Origin of the sequence: Erwinia sp. PPS120 (assembly GCF_047918655.1) — a bacterium.
Lineage (GTDB): Bacteria > Pseudomonadota > Gammaproteobacteria > Enterobacterales > Enterobacteriaceae > Erwinia > Erwinia tasmaniensis_A.
Window position 1 is genome coordinate 129936 of the sequence record NZ_JBLREF010000014.1, and the last position, 15793, is coordinate 145728.

Annotated in this window: 14 protein-coding genes; 6 read left to right on the forward strand and 8 right to left on the reverse strand. The window is 52.4% G+C overall.

The features are described from left to right. The first annotated feature begins 10 nt into the window (after positions 1 to 10). Positions 11 to 1324 (forward strand): c-type cytochrome, encoded by a 1314-nt coding sequence (locus tag ACLRGG_RS08905; protein WP_416249381.1) that lies wholly within the window; start codon positions 11 to 13, stop codon positions 1322 to 1324. 39 nt (positions 1325 to 1363) lie between these two features. Here ACLRGG_RS08905 and ACLRGG_RS08910 read toward each other — a convergent pair whose 3' ends face one another. Beyond that, positions 1364 to 2305, reverse strand: a complete 942-nt coding sequence (locus ACLRGG_RS08910) for a LysR family transcriptional regulator (RefSeq protein WP_416249382.1) — start codon at positions 2303 to 2305, stop codon at positions 1364 to 1366. A gap of 99 nt (positions 2306 to 2404) precedes the next feature. Between ACLRGG_RS08910 and ACLRGG_RS08915 the strand changes: the two genes are divergently transcribed. Then, positions 2405 to 3472: an SDR family oxidoreductase gene (locus ACLRGG_RS08915; RefSeq protein ID WP_416249383.1), complete on the forward strand. Its 1068-nt coding sequence runs from the start codon at positions 2405 to 2407 to the stop codon at positions 3470 to 3472. 1 nt (position 3473) lies between these two features. Here the strand turns inward: ACLRGG_RS08915 and ACLRGG_RS08920 are convergent, their stop codons facing one another. Next, positions 3474 to 3995: a GNAT family N-acetyltransferase gene (locus ACLRGG_RS08920; RefSeq protein ID WP_416249384.1), complete on the reverse strand. Its 522-nt coding sequence runs from the start codon at positions 3993 to 3995 to the stop codon at positions 3474 to 3476. Between the two features lie 243 nt (positions 3996 to 4238). Between ACLRGG_RS08920 and ACLRGG_RS08925 the strand changes: the two genes are divergently transcribed. Then, on the forward strand, positions 4239 to 5018 hold the full coding sequence (locus tag ACLRGG_RS08925; protein WP_416249385.1) for an L-threonylcarbamoyladenylate synthase: 780 nt from the start codon (positions 4239 to 4241) through the stop codon (positions 5016 to 5018). A 30-nt stretch (positions 5019 to 5048) separates the two neighbouring features. Here ACLRGG_RS08925 and ACLRGG_RS08930 read toward each other — a convergent pair whose 3' ends face one another. Continuing rightward, positions 5049 to 5957 carry a LysR family transcriptional regulator gene (locus tag ACLRGG_RS08930; protein ID WP_416249386.1) on the reverse strand — a complete coding sequence of 303 codons (909 nt, stop codon included), beginning with the start codon at positions 5955 to 5957 and terminating at the stop codon, positions 5049 to 5051. A 316-nt stretch (positions 5958 to 6273) separates the two neighbouring features. On the opposite strand from ACLRGG_RS08930, the gene treF reads away from it, so the two are divergent. Further along, a complete protein-coding gene (gene treF, locus ACLRGG_RS08935) occupies positions 6274 to 8004 on the forward strand; it encodes an alpha,alpha-trehalase TreF (protein ID WP_416249387.1) in 1731 nt (576 codons plus the stop codon). A gap of 167 nt (positions 8005 to 8171) precedes the next feature. On the opposite strand, the gene ACLRGG_RS08940 is transcribed toward treF, so the two are convergent. Continuing rightward, the gene (locus ACLRGG_RS08940) at positions 8172 to 8582 is read right to left on the reverse strand and encodes a winged helix-turn-helix transcriptional regulator (protein ID WP_416249388.1); all 411 of its coding nucleotides are present in this window, start codon (positions 8580 to 8582) and stop codon (positions 8172 to 8174) included. Between the two features lie 118 nt (positions 8583 to 8700). Here ACLRGG_RS08940 and ACLRGG_RS08945 point away from each other — a divergent pair, with 118 nt between their 5' ends. Both ACLRGG_RS08945 and ACLRGG_RS08950 read left to right on the forward strand, forming a co-directional pair. Beyond that, entirely contained in the window at positions 8701 to 9552 is an 852-nt protein-coding gene (locus ACLRGG_RS08945) for an SDR family oxidoreductase (protein ID WP_416249594.1), read from the forward strand. A 207-nt stretch (positions 9553 to 9759) separates the two neighbouring features. After that, a complete protein-coding gene (locus tag ACLRGG_RS08950; protein ID WP_416249389.1) occupies positions 9760 to 10344 on the forward strand; it encodes a YceI family protein in 585 nt (194 codons plus the stop codon). Positions 10345 to 10644: 300 nt separating this feature from the next. Here the strand turns inward: ACLRGG_RS08950 and ACLRGG_RS08955 are convergent, their stop codons facing one another. The 4 genes from ACLRGG_RS08955 to ACLRGG_RS08970 form a co-directional block, all read right to left on the reverse strand. Beyond that, the gene (locus ACLRGG_RS08955) at positions 10645 to 11658 is read right to left on the reverse strand and encodes a fimbrial protein (protein WP_416249390.1); all 1014 of its coding nucleotides are present in this window, start codon (positions 11656 to 11658) and stop codon (positions 10645 to 10647) included. A 22-nt stretch (positions 11659 to 11680) separates the two neighbouring features. After that, positions 11681 to 14185, reverse strand: coding sequence for a fimbria/pilus outer membrane usher protein (locus tag ACLRGG_RS08960; protein ID WP_416249391.1), 2505 nt, complete (start codon positions 14183 to 14185; stop codon positions 11681 to 11683). Positions 14186 to 14296: 111 nt separating this feature from the next. Then, positions 14297 to 15034 carry a fimbrial biogenesis chaperone gene (locus tag ACLRGG_RS08965; RefSeq protein ID WP_416249392.1) on the reverse strand — a complete coding sequence of 246 codons (738 nt, stop codon included), beginning with the start codon at positions 15032 to 15034 and terminating at the stop codon, positions 14297 to 14299. Positions 15035 to 15092: 58 nt separating this feature from the next. After that, positions 15093 to 15644: a fimbrial protein gene (locus ACLRGG_RS08970; protein ID WP_416249393.1), complete on the reverse strand. Its 552-nt coding sequence runs from the start codon at positions 15642 to 15644 to the stop codon at positions 15093 to 15095. Positions 15645 to 15793 lie beyond the last annotated feature (149 nt).

The window sequence follows — 15793 nt, forward strand, 5'->3', positions numbered from 1 at the left end:
GAGGTCCACGATGAAAATGTTAATTTCTGCCCTGTTACTGGGGATGACGACCTGTGCCGCCGTGGCGGATGACAGCGGCGCCGCGCAGATCAAACGCGGCGAATATCTGGCACGGGCAGGCGACTGTGTCGCCTGCCACACCAAAATGGGCGGCAAACCCTTTGCGGGCGGGCTGCCGATGGCAACGCCCATCGGCACCATTTACTCTACCAATATCACCCCCGATAAAAAAACCGGCATTGGAAACTACAGCTGGGATGACTTTCAGAAAGCGGTGCGGCACGGCGTGGCGAAAAATGGCCAGACGCTCTATCCGGCTATGCCTTATCCCTCTTATGCCGTGGTGAGCGATGAGGATATGCATGCGCTCTACGCCTGGTTTATGCACGGCGTGCAGCCGGTCGAGCAGGCTAACCGGAAGAGCGACATCCCGTGGCCGCTCTCGATGCGCTGGCCGCTGGCGATATGGCGCGGCATTTTCGCGCCGGACGTTAAGGCTTTCCAGCCGCTCAGCGGGCAGGACGCGGTGCTGGCGCGTGGGCAGTATCTGGTGGAGGGGTTAGGCCACTGCGGTGCCTGCCACACGCCGCGTAGCCTGACCATGCAGGAAAAAGCCCTTAACGACACTGAGGGCAGCGACTATCTTGCCGGCAGCAGCGCGCCCATTGACGGCTGGACCGCCAGTAATCTACGCGGCGACAGCCGTGACGGGCTGGGAGGCTGGAGCGAGGATGAGCTGGTGCAGTTCCTGCGCACCGGGCGTAACGACCGCACGGCGGTATTTGGCGGGATGACCGATGTGATCCAGCACAGTCTGCAACATCTGAGCGCGGAGGACGCAACGGCCATTGCCCGCTATCTGAAGTCGCTGGGTGCACGCGATCCGAGCCAGGTCGGTTTTGCGGCCGATAATGCTGAAGGCAACGCGCTCTGGCACGGCGATGACAGTAAACCGGGAGCGTCTGTCTACATTGATAGCTGTGCGGCCTGCCACAAGAGTGACGGCAGCGGCTACAGGCGCTTCTTCCCGATGCTGCATGGAAATGCCGTAGTGCAGGCCGAAGATCCCACCTCGCTGATCCATATTGTCCTCAGCGGTGCCACGCTGCCCGGCGTTAAGGATGCGCCCTCGACCATCACCATGCCGGCATTTGGCTGGCGGCTGAGCGATCAACAGACGGCTGACGTGGTCAACTTTATTCGCACCAGCTGGGGGAATACGGCAAAAACCCCGGTCAGCGCCCGCGACGTGGCGAAGGTGCGCGAAGAGATGGCAGAACCGCAGGGTAGCTCTGACGTAGAGAAGCTGATCGAAGTGAAATAAGTCTGAGCAGAACGGCCAGCGGGCTGGCCGTTCTGGTTTTCAACGGGTCTCCTTCTCCGCCTGGAGGCCGTTCTGGCCAGAAATTGATAGCCCCTCCAGCGCCGTTAACAGCGCATCCACCTTGGGCGTAAGCTGCTTTCTGCGCGGCCACACCACGTAGAGCGGCAGGCCGATGACGGCCAGCTCGGGCAAAATTTGTACCAGCTGACCCTCAGCCAGCTGTTTCTCCATCAGCCAGGTTGCCATTTGCGCCACGCCCAGACCCGCGACAACGGCGGCAACCTGCGCTTCGCCGTCTCCCAGCGCCATGCGGTGCGGGACGGTGCGCGTAGCAATGCGCCCGTCAGGCGAGGCGATGGACCACGGGCTGGTGCTGCCGTCCACGCGGTCATAGACAATTGCCTGATGCCCGCTGAGTGATTCAAGTGAATCTGGCGTACCGTACTGTGCCAGATAGTGTGGCGCAGCGCAGAATATCAGCTGCTCATTGCCCAGGTAGCGAAATCCCAGCGAGGGCGGATACTCCGCCGGGCCACCGATGCGCACGGCGATATCCACGCCCTCCTCAAACAGGTCAACAAAGCGGTCGGAGAAGGCCAGGTCAATCTGCATATCCGGATTCTGCTGGCAAAACTGCGTAAGCAGAGGCATTACGCTCATCCGGCCAAAGGTGTGTGGAACGGCGATCCGCAGCCTGCCGACCGGGCTGGTGCGCTGTGCCGCCAGCACTGATTCCGCTTCCGCGAGTTCGCTCAGCACCCGATTACAGGTGTCATAAAAAGCCTGTCCCGCATCGGTGAGCGCCAGGCGGCGCGTGGTGCGCTCGAACAGCCGCGATCCTAATCGGCTTTCCAGCCGTGCGATGCTTTTACTGACGGCGGAACTGGTCAGATGCAGGCTCTCTGCGGCGGCGGTAAAGCTACCGTGCTCAACGGTGGCGACAAAGGGCGTGATCCCCCGTAGCCGATCCTGACTGTGCATTATTGATGACTCTTATTCATTAATGATGTGAATTTATACCTTAGATAAGAATTAAATTCTCTATTAAGCTTAACGGATAATCAAAACAGGAGATATATTATGCAACAGCGTGCATTAATCGTTGGCGTCAGCGGCGTGATTGGTACCGCACTGGCGGAGCAGTTGAATACCGATGGCTGGCAGGTTCTGGGTCTGTCCCGTGGCCGCACTGCCGTACCGGCGGGCTGTACTTCCCTGACGGCTGATTTGACTGACGCGGCCTCCGTAAAGCAGGCACTAAAGGATGTTAAGGTCGATAAGGTCTTTTTCAGCGTCTGGGCACGCCAGGAAAACGAGAAAGAGAATATTCGTGTGAATGGCGCGATGGTACGCAACGTGATTGATGCGCTGGGCGAAGGGTTGAAAGGGGGGCACGTAGCGCTGGTCACCGGGCTGAAGCACTATCTCGGGCCGTTCGACGCCTACGGGAAGGGTGCCGTTCCGGTAACGCCGTTCCGTGAAGAGCAGGGCCGTCAGCCGGTTGATAACTTCTACTACGCGCAGGAAGATGAAGTCTTTGCGGGCGCAGAGAAATATGGCTACACCTGGAGCGTCCACCGCCCGCATACCATTATCGGCTTTGCGCTGGGCAATGCGATGAACATGGGTCAGACGCTGGCCGTCTATGCCAGCCTGTGTAAGCAGACCGGCCAGCCATTTATCTTCCCTGGCTCGAAAACCCAGTGGGAAGGCGTGACCGATATGACCGATGCGCACCTCCTTGCGCAGCAGCTGGAGTGGGCTGCCACCTCGCCTGCCGCTCAGGATCAGGATTTTAACGTGGTCAATGGCGACGTATTTCGCTGGAAGTGGATGTGGGGCGAGATTGCCAGCTACTTCGGTATTGAGGCGGCCCCGTACCCGGAGGAGATGCAGCCGCTTGATGGCCGGATGGATGCCGCGCCCGACCAGTGGAAAGCGATTGCACACCAGTTTGATCTGAAAGAGGACGACATCAGTCGTCTGGTTTCCTGGTGGCATACCGATGCTGACCTGGGGCGCCCAATGGAAGTGATCACCGATATCAGCAAAAGCCGCAAGGCGGGCTTTACGGGCTATCAGTGTACCCGTGACGCGTTTATCACCCTGTTTGATAAACTGAAAGCGGAAAAACTGATCCCCGCCTGATTCAGGCGGCGCTGCGTGCGGTAAATTCCGCGCGCAGCAGGCCATAAAAGGCGCTGTCCCAGCGCGCATCTCCTACCGCAACGCATGCCCGCCTGACGCCTTCCCGGACAAATCCCAGCTTTTCATAGGTGCGCACCGCCGCCAGATTATGCGGATAAACGACCAGCTCAAGCCGTTCGATTGCGGGATTGTTAAAGGCGGTATGGATCATGACGTCCAGCAGTTGGCCCGCCAGACCTTTTCCTCGCAGCGCCGGATTGACGGCTACGCGGCACAGGCAGGCAAGATGGTTTTCCCAGTCGAAACTCAGCTGCGCAACCGCCGCGAGCTGACCCTCACATCGTGTGGCAAAGGTGAGCAGGCGTGCGGGCTGCTGTTTATCAGCGTCAAGCAGCGTACGCATAAATTCCTCCGTCAGCGGCCAGGCGACACCCGGCCCGGCCCACTGCGTCACCGCCTGCTGGGAGGAAAACCAACCGCGCAGCTCGCTCTGATCTGCCGCGTGGAAAAAGTCGATTTGCATGCTCTTGCTCCTCTCTGATTAATACTGGGTGGCCTGGGCGAAAGAAAAGTTCGGTCTGTCTACCCTGTTTGCAACAACCGTTTCCCTGTGGAAACAATGCGGCTTTATGCTAGCTAATTGTTGTGAATAAAACCGGAGAGGGTAGGATGACTTTAACAGGTCCTGACGCTCTTCGCCCTCCCAGTCAGCATGAGGGAAGGGCACAGACCGACACTCTTAATTTCTGAACAGGCAGGTGTGCTCATGAGTAATAAAACCATTCACTGGAACGGCGGCTTACAGCCAGAAGCGGTAAACATTCTGTCTGCCGACGGCGGGATGATCGTTTGCCCAACCAAGGTGGGCTATATCATTATGACCTCTGACGCCAAAGGCCTGGAGCGCAAGTTTGACGCCAAGCAGCGTAACCGTAACAAGCCGGGCGTGGTACTTTGTGGTTCGCTGGAACAGCTGAAAGAGCTGGCTCAGCTGAACCCGGAAATTGAGTCCCTGTACCAGCAGCACTGGGACAACGATGTCCTGCTGGGCTGCATTCTGCCGTGGAAAGAAGAGGCGGTGGCACGCATTCCGGAAGATGGCTCGAAAGAGCTGATGATGGATCGCCGTCAGACCAGCTGCTTCGTGATTAAATTCGGCGTACCCGGTGAGAATCTGGCAAAAGAGCTGTGGGAAAATCACGGTAAGTTTTCATTCGCCAGCTCTGCTAACCCATCAGGTAAGGGTAACCGCGGTCTGGTTGAAGGCATCGGAGAGCGCATTGAATCACAGGCGGATCTGATTATCGAAGCCAATGACTACGTGAAATCTATCCAGCCAAATGAATCAGAGAAGACCCGCTACGAGCAGGGCGTGATGGTGGCAATGGTGGATGAGAGCGGCAAGCTGGTGCCTGAACAGAAAGGTGAGCGCAATATTACCCCCTGTCCGGTCCTGATCCGTAAGGGGCTGGACGTGGACAAAATCATGTCCATGCTGTCTGACACCTTCACGACCTGGGATTACCGCCACGGTAATTACTACTGATGTCAGTCCGGGCGGCACATCGCCGCCCGCTTAAACCTGCGCAGACTCCACCCGCAACGCCTTCTGCAACGCTTCCATAAACAGCCTGACGCGCGGCGATATCACGCCCTCATGCCGATAAAGGATGTACGAACGGTACAGCTCCATTTCCCATTCCGGCAAAACCCGCTGGAGGCTGCCCGCCTTTACTGCGGCCTGAGCGATATAATCCGGCAGATAGGCAATGCCGGTCTGCGCAATCGCAGAGTTGACCAGCGCCGTACTGTTGTTGGCACGAAACCGGCTGCGAACCTCGATATTTCGCTTCTGCTTGTCCTTTTTAAACGGCAGCGAAAGCGTGTGTGCCGGGCCGCGGAACAGAATAAAGTCATGGCGAGGCAGATCGTCCGGCCCGAGGATGGGGGCGAAGCGCTGAAGGTACTCGGGTGCGGCATAAAGTCCCCAGCTGATGTCCATCAGGGGTTTAGCGTTCGCCTCCGCAGGCGCATCGCGGCGGATAACAATCGCGATATCAACATTATCTTCCACCAGGTTAACCGGGCGATCGGTGAGATCCAGATCCACGCTGACGTGCAGGTTATTGGCCACAAACTGGTTCAGCACCGGCACAATACACTGACAGCCAAAGGTGACCGGAGCCACAACGCGCAGGCTGCCGGTCGGCTCCTCATGATACTGGCGTATAAACAACTCGGCGCTTTTCACCTCGCTTAAGATGCGGGCGCAGTAGTGATACCAGGTCATACCGACCTCAGTCACCTGAATTTTCCGCGTGGTTCGCAGTAACAATCGGGTACCAAGGCGTATTTCAAGGGCTGCGATCTCCTTACTGACCGAGGACTTCGACAGCCCCAGCGCCTTCGCCGCGTCGGTAAAGCTAAGCGTCTCCACCACTCGGGCAAAAACGATCATCGCATGCAGGTTTTCAACATCGCTCATGGTCGCGCTCCTTCTGGTTTTTCGCGGCGGCTTTCACTTTGTCCCGGTCACCGCCATAGAGGCTAACCGGTGGCAGGGGCGGGCATTTGTCAGTCAGTTATTGAGGGCAGTAGCTTAGAGGCTGGGCAGGATGAAGTAAATATTTAAGAGCAGAGTTTTCCCGGTTAAGCATTATTCTCAATAGTGTGAAATCTTCATTAATATTTTTCTGATAAAGGATGATATATCCGTCAGTGCGTGAGGGAATAATAAGGTAATGTTATTTATGTTTTGAAATATAGATTCATGTGAGGTAATAAAACCACCGACTTGCATTATGAGACGAGGGTACTATACTGAACGCTTAATTAAAAAACACACTGCAAACATTGTCGATATTAATTGGCATCAGGAGGTTTTTATCACTTTTAATCAAAATGACCTGATCGTTGACAATAACCGTACTGATTATGAGGCCTGGTATAACGACTATGAGGCCAGCGCAGATGTGCAGCCTGAGCCCCAGCCGGAGCCGATCAGCGGCCTGCCTGCGCCCGATATCCTGACGCCGTCCGATCGCTATCAGGAACTGTTTGCGGCGGTACAGAGCGCCCGTATATTCACCGACAGTAAAACCTTTGCGGACTGTGCGCCTAAAATAGAGCCGGAACGTATTTTATATCGTTATTATATCCAGCGTGAAGAGGCCGGTTTTAATCTGCTGACCTTCGTGCTTGAGAATTTTGATCTGCCGCGCACTCACGACAGCCGCTATATTTCAGACCCTGCGAAAAACATGGGGCAGCATATTGATTCCCTGTGGCCGGTGCTGACGCGCCAGCCAGAGAAGCACTCGGAGTTTTCTTCGCTTCTGCCCCTGCCTGAACCTTATGTGGTGCCGGGCGGGCGCTTTAGTGAAACCTATTACTGGGATTCTTACTTTAGCATGCTGGGCTTCGCCGCCAGCGGCCGCGACGATCTGATGCGCAATATGGCGGACAACTTCGCCTGGCTAATCGATACCTATGGGCATATCCCAAACGGTAACCGGACTTATTATCTCAGCCGCTCTCAGCCGCCCGTTTTTGCGATGATGGTTGAACTGTTTGAAAAAGATGGTGTGAAGAAAGCGAAGCGCTACCTGAAGCAGCTAAAGCGCGAACATGCTTTCTGGATGGAAGGGGCTGACTCCCTGACGCCAAACGAAGCATATCGCCACGTGGTGATGCTGCCGGGCGGCGAGGTGCTTAACCGTTACTGGGACGATCGCGATACGCCGCGCGATGAATCCTGGATTGAGGACGTGGAAACCGCCCGAAATTCTTCACGCCCTGCCAGTGAGGTCTACCGCGACTTGCGCGCCGGCGCGGCTTCCGGCTGGGATTTCTCCTCGCGCTGGCTCAGCGAGCCAGGTCGCCTGGAGAGTATCCATACAACGCGCATTGTGCCGATCGATTTGAACGCGTTTCTCTATAAGCTGGAAACCACCATCGCCCGGCTTGCCGCGGCGGATAACGACCCGCTAACGGCGGAGCAGTTCCAGCAAAAGGCCGAACGTCGCCGTGCCGTCGTGAATAAATACCTGTGGGATGCAGAAGCCGGGATTTATCGCGATTATAACTGGTGCGATCGTGAAAAAGGCCTGTTTTCTGCAGCGTCCGTGACGCCTCTTTACGTCGGGATGGCAGGCTATGAGCAGGCAAACCGTATGGCGGCAGCCATTCGATCGCATCTGCTGGCTCCCGGTGGGGTGCTCTCGACGGTTGACGAGACAGGCGAGCAGTGGGACAAACCTAACGGCTGGGCACCCATGCAGTGGATGGCGATAGAAGGGCTGAATCACTATGGCGAAGAGCTGCTGGCGAAAGAGATCGCCACGCGCTGGTTACAGGTTGTAGGAGCCACCTACGCTCGGCATCATAAGATGGTTGAGAAGTACAATGTGGCTGGCCGGGCGCCGGTTCTGGCCGGTGGGGGAGAATACCCTCTGCAGGACGGCTTTGGCTGGACAAACGGTGTGACCCGCCGCCTGCTGGCAATGTACCCGGATGCCATGCCCGCGCGCTAAATAGCTGATGCGCATCCCTGTGTCCCGCAGTAATTGCGGGCTGAGATTTTTATGTGTCTCGCAGTAATTACAGGCTGATGCGCTCCTCAGTGTCTCGCATTGACCTCAGGTGAGCTGTTTTTCTACTCTCAGGTCATCGCAACTGGGCGCAGGTCTGCCTGGAGGGATTATTCCTTTCCGTCCTGCGCCCATCCGCGGCGGTTGACCATGATCTGATGCAGATTCATCTCTATCCAGTCGGCCAGCCCTGTTATCTGAGCACGTACCTCCTGCCCCAGCGGCGAAAGACAGTACTCCACGTGCGGCGGTACAACCTCCCACGCCCTGCGTTCGACGAAGCCGTCCTCTTCCATAAACCGCAAAGTCTGCGCCAGCATCCTTTCACTGACGCCGCCAATCTTTCTCCGCAGTTCGCCAAATCGAAGCGTTTCCTCCTCCAGCGCCACCAAAACCAACAGGCTCCAGCGGCTGGTCAGACGCTTGAGCACCTCACGCGATGGGCAGTGAGTGTTCAACAGCTCGCCGCGACGGAACTTTTCACTCAGGGTGGAGAGAGACTGCGCGGACTCTTTTTTCATACTAACATTCCTGTGCGTACTTACTTTTAATTAGTATATGACTTAGGCTGGTAGGGTTAAAGCACATTCGCGGTCTCTGAGCCGCAAAAAATTTTCATTACGCTATAAGGAGCGCATGATGATTGCTGTTACCGGTGCAACAGGCCAGCTTGGCCGTTTAGTTATTGATGCATTATTAAAGTCCACCCCGGCAGGTAAGATTATTGCCGTCGTACGTTCACCCGAAAAAGCGCGCGATCTTGTCGCCCTGGGGATAGAAATCCGTCAGGGAGATTACACTCAGCCTGAAACGCTGCTCAGCGCCCTTCAAGGGGCAACGAAAGTACTGCTGATCTCCTCTAACCAGCTGGGCGAGCGTGAATCACAGCATAAGGCGGTGATTACCGCCGCCAAAGAGGTCGGAGTGAAATTGCTGGCCTATACCAGCCTGCTGCATGCTGACACTACCCCAATGGGGCTGGGTAAAGAGCACCTCGCAACCGAACGGGCATTAATCTCCTCCGGGGTGCCGTACGCCATTCTGCGCAACGGCTGGTACACCGAAAACTATGCGGCCAGCATTGCCCCGGCAATGGCACATGGGGCGTTTATTGGTGCTGCACAGGAGGGGAAAATCGCCTCTGCGAGCCGTCAGGACTATGCTGAAGCCGCTGCTGCGGTTCTGACGAATGAGAATGCGGCTGGAAAAATCTATGAACTTGCAGGGGATAGCGCATACACCCTGGAGGAGTTTACCCGCGAGATAGCCAGACAAAGCGGCCAGGAGATTCACTATATTAATCTGCCTGAAGCCGGGTTTGTGGGTGCGTTAAAAGAGGCCGGGCTGCCTGATGCGTTAGCGGAAATGCTGGGTGACTCCGATGCCAGCGCGGCCAAAGGGGCGCTTTTCGACGACAGTCATACTCTGCGTCAGCTGGTAGGCCGTTCTTCCACGCCCTGGCAGGAGGTCATTAAGGCATTTGTTAAATAACAATAATTTTCCAAAGGCAACCAGCCTTTACCCCCGAGTCCAGTACCTGTGCTGTTTCAGTGTGCATCTCGGGGGAATGGTTGTACGTAAATAGTTTCTGTTGTTAACTAATATATTTGAAAGAGTGACTCAAATATCTTGAATATCGGTGAAGTAATGAATATTGCACTATGTTTAATACACATTGTTTGAATAAGGTTTTCGCGCATGTCTGTATTAAAAAAGATTACCCTGCCGCTACTTCTTGGTTGTGCACTTTACTCACAGTTTTCTGCCGCCGCGCCAGAAAGCTACGCAATGGATTCAGGTCACACTTCTGTAATTGTCTCCTGGACCCACTTTGGTTTCTCGCATCCGACCGCCGATTTATCGAACATAACCGGTAATATTGATTTCGATGCAAAAGACGTTACGCATTCAAAAGTGGACGTTTCTATTCCGGTTGATACGATCAACACCCATGTCGATGCGCTGACCAGTGAGTTTAAGGGAGCGGATTATTTTGACGTGGCGAAATTCCCGACTGCGACCTTTAAGAGTACGAAAGTGGTCAGCAAAGGGAAAAATAAAATGGACGTCTATGGCAATCTGACTATTCGGGATATCACCCGCCCCGTTGTCCTGCATGCAATATTGAACAAGCAGGGTATGCACCCGATGGTGAAAAAAGAAGCAGTAGGTTTTGACGCCACCACAACGTTCAAGCGTTCAGAGTTCAAGCTGGATAAGTATGTGCCAGCGGTGAGTGATGACGTTGTACTGACGATTTCGACAGAAGCCTACGCAAAATAAATTTGCGAGGGGTAATTTAACCGCCCGATGTTTCGGGCGGTTAGCCACTCCAGGGGCGAAAGGTATCAACTTAGGGTAAAATGAGCCACGCTCTTATCGATATGCGATAGCATCATATTATAAGCTTCTGCATTCTGACTGACTGTGCTGAAAATCATGATCTGGTTTCCTGGCTTAAGGTAATGTTTGCGCCATCCTGCCATGAAATATTATTTATCCTATGAATGGTCGTCTTTTTCAAAGGTTAAATTTACCTTCGGGGCAGCAAAAGGCACGCACGATCGTCGCGGTGATCCCATATTATTCGTATTTAATTGTATAGATAAGAGTAGCCTGGTATTCACCTACTGACTGTTTTTCACTAAGCGCATAATAGCCAACCCGCAGGGGAATAGTCATTCTTGAGAGTGCCGATCCAAAGCTGCCCACCTTAAATTTTTCGCCCAGAGAAATGGGTGTCCAGATATCATCTTCTGAGCGGGATATTTGCATGGCAATCTGATCCGATATTTCTCCTGTCGCTTTATTCTTAAAGGAGAAGACGCCCTGTTTTTCCAGTCCGGAAATACCAGGGCCTGTTAACGTCATCCAGACCCCCAGGGTACTCCACAAATCAGAATTACAGAATAGAGTGATATTAAAGTTGCTGCTGGCACCCGATACGCTCCCCCTTCCTGAAATGTGATTGATATTGACAGGCGGCAGGGTTACACGATAATTTCCATTCCCCATAAGATCACAGGTTTGATTAGAGAAACTCAGCGCATTGATATTATTCATCATAAATTGCAGGCTGCCATTACCCACGGAACCTATATCGAACATGACCACCGTATCACTTTGGGGATCCAGGTTAACATTTTCTCCCGTCTTCATTAGCTCGACAATAACTTCCGAATCAAAATTGAGGTAACGATCGGTAGGTGTACCTGCGATATAAAGAGTGCGGGTTTCATAATCAGTTTTTATACTTTTGGCGCCCGTAATCTTTTGGCCATTTATCGTGAAAGAAAGATCTAAGCCGCTGTTTCTTCCGAAAACGCCGTCGAGATTTTTGACATTAAAATAAATATATTCATTTTCGAACACTCCTGAACTGCGTGGGGCTTTGGCACACCAGGTCTTAAAGTTCAGTGTCTTTCTGAAGATCACCGTCCCAATCGGTAAGCCGGAGGGAATTTGTGAAGGTAGGGTTTTAAAGTCAAATTCCGTCCTCCCCACATAATTATCGCTAAAGCCACAGGTGAGGTCCGCTCGCGTATAAGAACAGACCACGAGTGAGAAAATTAGCAAACAGGATTTTATTATTTGCATTACGTGTTCCTTTATCGCTTTCTTAACCCTCAGGTTGTTCCGGGGTCTTAAGATGTGCCATCAACGCGGGTTTTACTACGCCGTGACGAAGTGCGTCCGAAGACAGTGGCTGACAGATGCGGTGGAGCCTTGTAAACGCTTTTGGAGCAGAAAGGGGCTGCGGGTCTGGTTCAATAGTAAAGTTGCAGCCCATTTCACTGTTACTTCCCCAGTGCACTGACAGACTGGCGTCATCTTCCTTCAGTCGAACATATATCTGCCCACCCTGGGCGACGACTCCCACGTCCTCGCCATTTTCTTTTTTCACCACTGCGCCAAAGGGCAATGTATGGCCATCCGGGAGCTCAGCGCGGATCAGGACCATACGTCCGCGCTGGGTTGGGTAGTCGATTCTTACAATCGCTCCCTGATGCGGTGCTACCTGCTGGCTGGTATTTTGCAATTCCACATTCCAGGGCAGCCCTTTCGGATTAACAGAAATCTGATTGATACGATAGGGGTTCAGATAAGGCACGAGTGCCATGCCATTTTTATCAAGGCGAACGCCAGAGTAACCCTCTATGGTGGCCCCGCCTGCATGCTGGGCAGAGACGACGGCCATGGTGCTGAGGTTGCTGTAAGGACTAAGAACCAGTCCGTCAGAGATACCTACAATACTGCCGCTTAACCCGCCTGACAGGCCGTAGTAGCCTTGACCACCAGAGTAACCCGCGTTTATTGTTGTACCGGAGAAGACATAATTCCCATTAAGGCTGCCGGAGTAGTGATTATTTTTGTTCTTACTGGCCGAAGCGTTATATCCCATTTGATTACGTTCACCGGCCTGACCGCTGATGCCTGACTGGCTGGTTGATCCCTTTTTTTCCAGGGTGGTATAGCTGTTAATGTTGGCAGCGTGCTGCCCGGAACCTAATGGTAAGGAGAAATTGAGCAGATACTGTGTCTCCGAATCTGCCTGACTGAAGATTTTGTTTATCGACAGGCCATAGCTCAGTAAGCCGTAATGGTTATTGTAACCAAGCTGAAACTGAGTATTGGTATAGCCTTTATTCCAGTAATTTTCTCTGAAACCGGATAGATACATCTGGCCCAGGATGTCATTTAGCGGTTGGCTCAGAGTTAATGAGATCCTGTTTTTAGGCCGATTAAGCCGCCTTAGCAGGTTGCCTCCGGGATTACTCTTCATCAAATCCTGCAGATATACCGCATTATATATATCCAGATAGCCCGGTGATGAGAAGCGATAAGCCGCCAGAGAGATATTGCTGTTGGTTGACGTCAACAACTTGCTGTAGCTTGCTTTCATGCTGACGCCATGACGTGATTCTTCTTTATATTTAAAACGGGTTCCTGAGATATCAAATGAGAACGCGCCCACTGGCGTGCCCAGTGCGCTACCGATGACGCCTGAACCCCAGTTGCCAGTGCTGGTTAACCCCGTATAGACTGTCAACAGATTACTGATACCCTGCTTATAGGTAGCCTGAACAACGAGGGGCTGCGTTTTGCGGTTGAGATTACGCAGCTGGCCTGCAACAAGGCTGTAATTTCTCATTCCGGGCCGCAGGAGCTGGGTAACAGAAGAAAATGGAACGGAAAAAGAGGATAGCGTTCCATCCGCTTCAGTAACGGTGACATCTAAATCTCCACCATACCCGGAGGGGTAGAGATCGTTAATAGAAAACTCTCCGGGCGGTACCGTGGTTTCATAAATCACGTTTCCACGCTGCTTAATGGTGATTTTGGCATTGGTTTTGGCAATGCCCCTGACAACAGGCGCGTATCCCCGGAGTGAATCAGGTAGCATCAGGTCTGCAGTCGCCAGCTGAACGCCGCGAAAAGGAAAAGAGTCAAATATTTCCCCTGAGGTGCTGGAGTCGCCTATCAGTAAGCGTGAACTCAGCTGAATAATGTCCCGCTGCACGTTGGTAATAAAACGGTTGTAGCCACTGCCCGCAGTCTGATCCCAGCGCAGCGTACCGGCGTGGCGCAAAAGCCAGGTGCCGAGATTGAGCCCGGCTCTGAGATCGCCATACAATGATCGACTAACGTTGTTGCCATTATGCTGTTCGAAGTAGCTGGTGTTATAACTGGCAAACAGACCATTGACGCCATAGGTCCACATTGAAGGCGGAACATACCCTCGTGCCAGCTGGTTTAGGTGAGCCTGCGGAATGGATAAGTCGAGACGCATAGCCGAAAGATTCATTACGGCACTGGCGTCCGGCAGTAGTTCCTTTATTGTCATGCATTGGGCCGGTTCTGCGAGGCGTTTCATTAATTCAGGCGAAATAACGCGGGTTTTTATTCCAGACAGCGTGATGATTTCCTGATTGATGCAAATTAGTGAATGACCTGCTTTTTCTGCAATATTCATATTGCTACGACCAACAAGACGGCCATTTATATAGATGTCCGGAAAATAATTACCGGGTAATATCCGGTAGTCCCCATTGAATCGTGAAATATCAATGTCGCCGCCAGCCACGCGGTTAAGAAAATCGGGGTTAAATTTAACCGCAGCCATTACTGGTGCTCTTATGGATATTGACACACATAGCATTGTAATGGCTGAGAGAACGAATCTGGAAATTACGGAGGGTTTCATCTGATCATCCTTGAGTGACTAAAGTGGCATTCAGCTCTCTGTAAGGGGGCGCTTAATCATTGCGCCATAATCATTAATGTAATTTAAGAAAACCTGGTAATCCTTGCCGAGGTACTCTCTTTTAAAATTATATGCCGCTGTAGTGAAAGGTGAAATCATACTACCCTGTACAGTTGCAATGATTTTAGTTCCGCGCTGGATATGTAAGGACGAAAGCGTTACGTGAAACGCAGAATTGTTTTTTACATAAAGTTTAGCGTTATCACCAGACGTTTCTTTGGAAATAAACGCATCTACTTTTTCGAGGGCATCGGTGAAAGATAATTTATCAAGCCCAGCCGGCCTGAAAAAGAGTTTCATCCTTGTGCGGAAGGCCATCTGCAATTCGTTACCATCATTGTTTTCAGCCTGAGGCGGAATATCTAAAACATTGAGCCAAAAAACACGCTCTCTTTCTCTCGGTAGAGCCTGCCCTGTATAGGTAACTCTCAGGCTTTGTCCCTGGCCAGGTTCAATACGAGCGACTGGCGGCAAGATTAAAAAAGGGACATCCATTGTGTTTATGGTTTGATCTTCGCTACCTTCATCTATCCATGCTTGTACAAGAGAGGATTGTACCCCCTTATTTTCGAGTCGGACAATCACTTCTCTTTCTTTTTCATTATAAATAACCCGCGTGCCATTAATGACAATGCCGGCGCTTATAATATTTGAAAAAGCCACTAAGGATAAAACAGCAGATCTGACGATTATAGTATATATATTCATTGTATATTCCCTAATAAATCGGGGGAAGCCCCCGATTTATTAAAAGTACAGATCATTATTAATCGTAATCGATAGAGTAGGTCACTTTGGTATCAACTTTCCCCGGTTTTACGTCATCGGTGGCGGCATAATAACGCATTTTATAAACCAGGTTTGCAGCACCCTCTACCAAATTAGTTCCGGCATTAGTACGCTGGCTGATGCTACCCGCCTGAAGTACGACGTCCTTATCGTTCAGCAGCTGAACGTCTACGTTTTTTGCGCTATCAGCCGTATTGTTGGTGTTAATCAGTCGGCCGGTGACGGCATCAACAGTGGAACCAGTTTCAAAGTAGGCACGCACGCCGCCCGTGGCGGGTGTACAGTTGCTCAGCTTAATCATAAAGCTGGTATCACCGGCAGTGTCGCCCGCTTTAGCCAGGTGTCTGATCGATAATTTTGGCAGACTTACGGTACCGTCACCGGATTCGTCATTCCCTAAAGCGACATCACAGGTAGAGGCGGTAATTGCGCCATCAACGGTAATTGTACCTGCCGGTGTAGCCAGTGTCGGGAATGATACCAGAGTGCTGCTCGCTATAAATAATGATGCAATAAGTGTCTTTTTCATGTTATATTCCTTTATATGTGTTCACAACGGTGGGTTTACGATTTTCTATTTAAAGCCTGTAGCTGTTCTTAAAAAACTGACTGGTTAGTTAATTCAGAAAGGTTTACTTTCTGCCAGGCCAGCAGTGAGAATACTACCGGACAGAGTTA

Bases quoted from the DNA above. Each gene is read 5' to 3' on its own strand.
- ACLRGG_RS08910 (WP_416249382.1), bottom strand. From the start codon at position 2,305: ATGCACAGTCAGGATCGGCTACGGGGGATCACGCCCTTTGTCGCCACC.
- ACLRGG_RS08905 (WP_416249381.1), top strand. From the start codon at position 11: ATGAAAATGTTAATTTCTGCCCTGTTACTGGGGATGACGACCTGTGCC.
- ACLRGG_RS08965 (WP_416249392.1), bottom strand. From the start codon at position 15,034: ATGAATATATATACTATAATCGTCAGATCTGCTGTTTTATCCTTAGTG.
- ACLRGG_RS08950 (WP_416249389.1), top strand. From the start codon at position 9,760: ATGTCTGTATTAAAAAAGATTACCCTGCCGCTACTTCTTGGTTGTGCA.
- ACLRGG_RS08940 (WP_416249388.1), bottom strand. From the start codon at position 8,582: ATGAAAAAAGAGTCCGCGCAGTCTCTCTCCACCCTGAGTGAAAAGTTC.
- ACLRGG_RS08945 (WP_416249594.1), top strand. From the start codon at position 8,701: ATGATTGCTGTTACCGGTGCAACAGGCCAGCTTGGCCGTTTAGTTATT.
- treF (WP_416249387.1), top strand. From the start codon at position 6,274: ATGAGACGAGGGTACTATACTGAACGCTTAATTAAAAAACACACTGCA.
- ACLRGG_RS08955 (WP_416249390.1), bottom strand. From the start codon at position 11,658: ATGCAAATAATAAAATCCTGTTTGCTAATTTTCTCACTCGTGGTCTGT.
- ACLRGG_RS08970 (WP_416249393.1), bottom strand. From the start codon at position 15,644: ATGAAAAAGACACTTATTGCATCATTATTTATAGCGAGCAGCACTCTG.
- ACLRGG_RS08925 (WP_416249385.1), top strand. From the start codon at position 4,239: ATGAGTAATAAAACCATTCACTGGAACGGCGGCTTACAGCCAGAAGCG.
- ACLRGG_RS08960 (WP_416249391.1), bottom strand. From the start codon at position 14,185: ATGGCTGCGGTTAAATTTAACCCCGATTTTCTTAACCGCGTGGCTGGC.
- ACLRGG_RS08920 (WP_416249384.1), bottom strand. From the start codon at position 3,995: ATGCAAATCGACTTTTTCCACGCGGCAGATCAGAGCGAGCTGCGCGGT.
- ACLRGG_RS08915 (WP_416249383.1), top strand. From the start codon at position 2,405: ATGCAACAGCGTGCATTAATCGTTGGCGTCAGCGGCGTGATTGGTACC.
- ACLRGG_RS08930 (WP_416249386.1), bottom strand. From the start codon at position 5,957: ATGAGCGATGTTGAAAACCTGCATGCGATGATCGTTTTTGCCCGAGTG.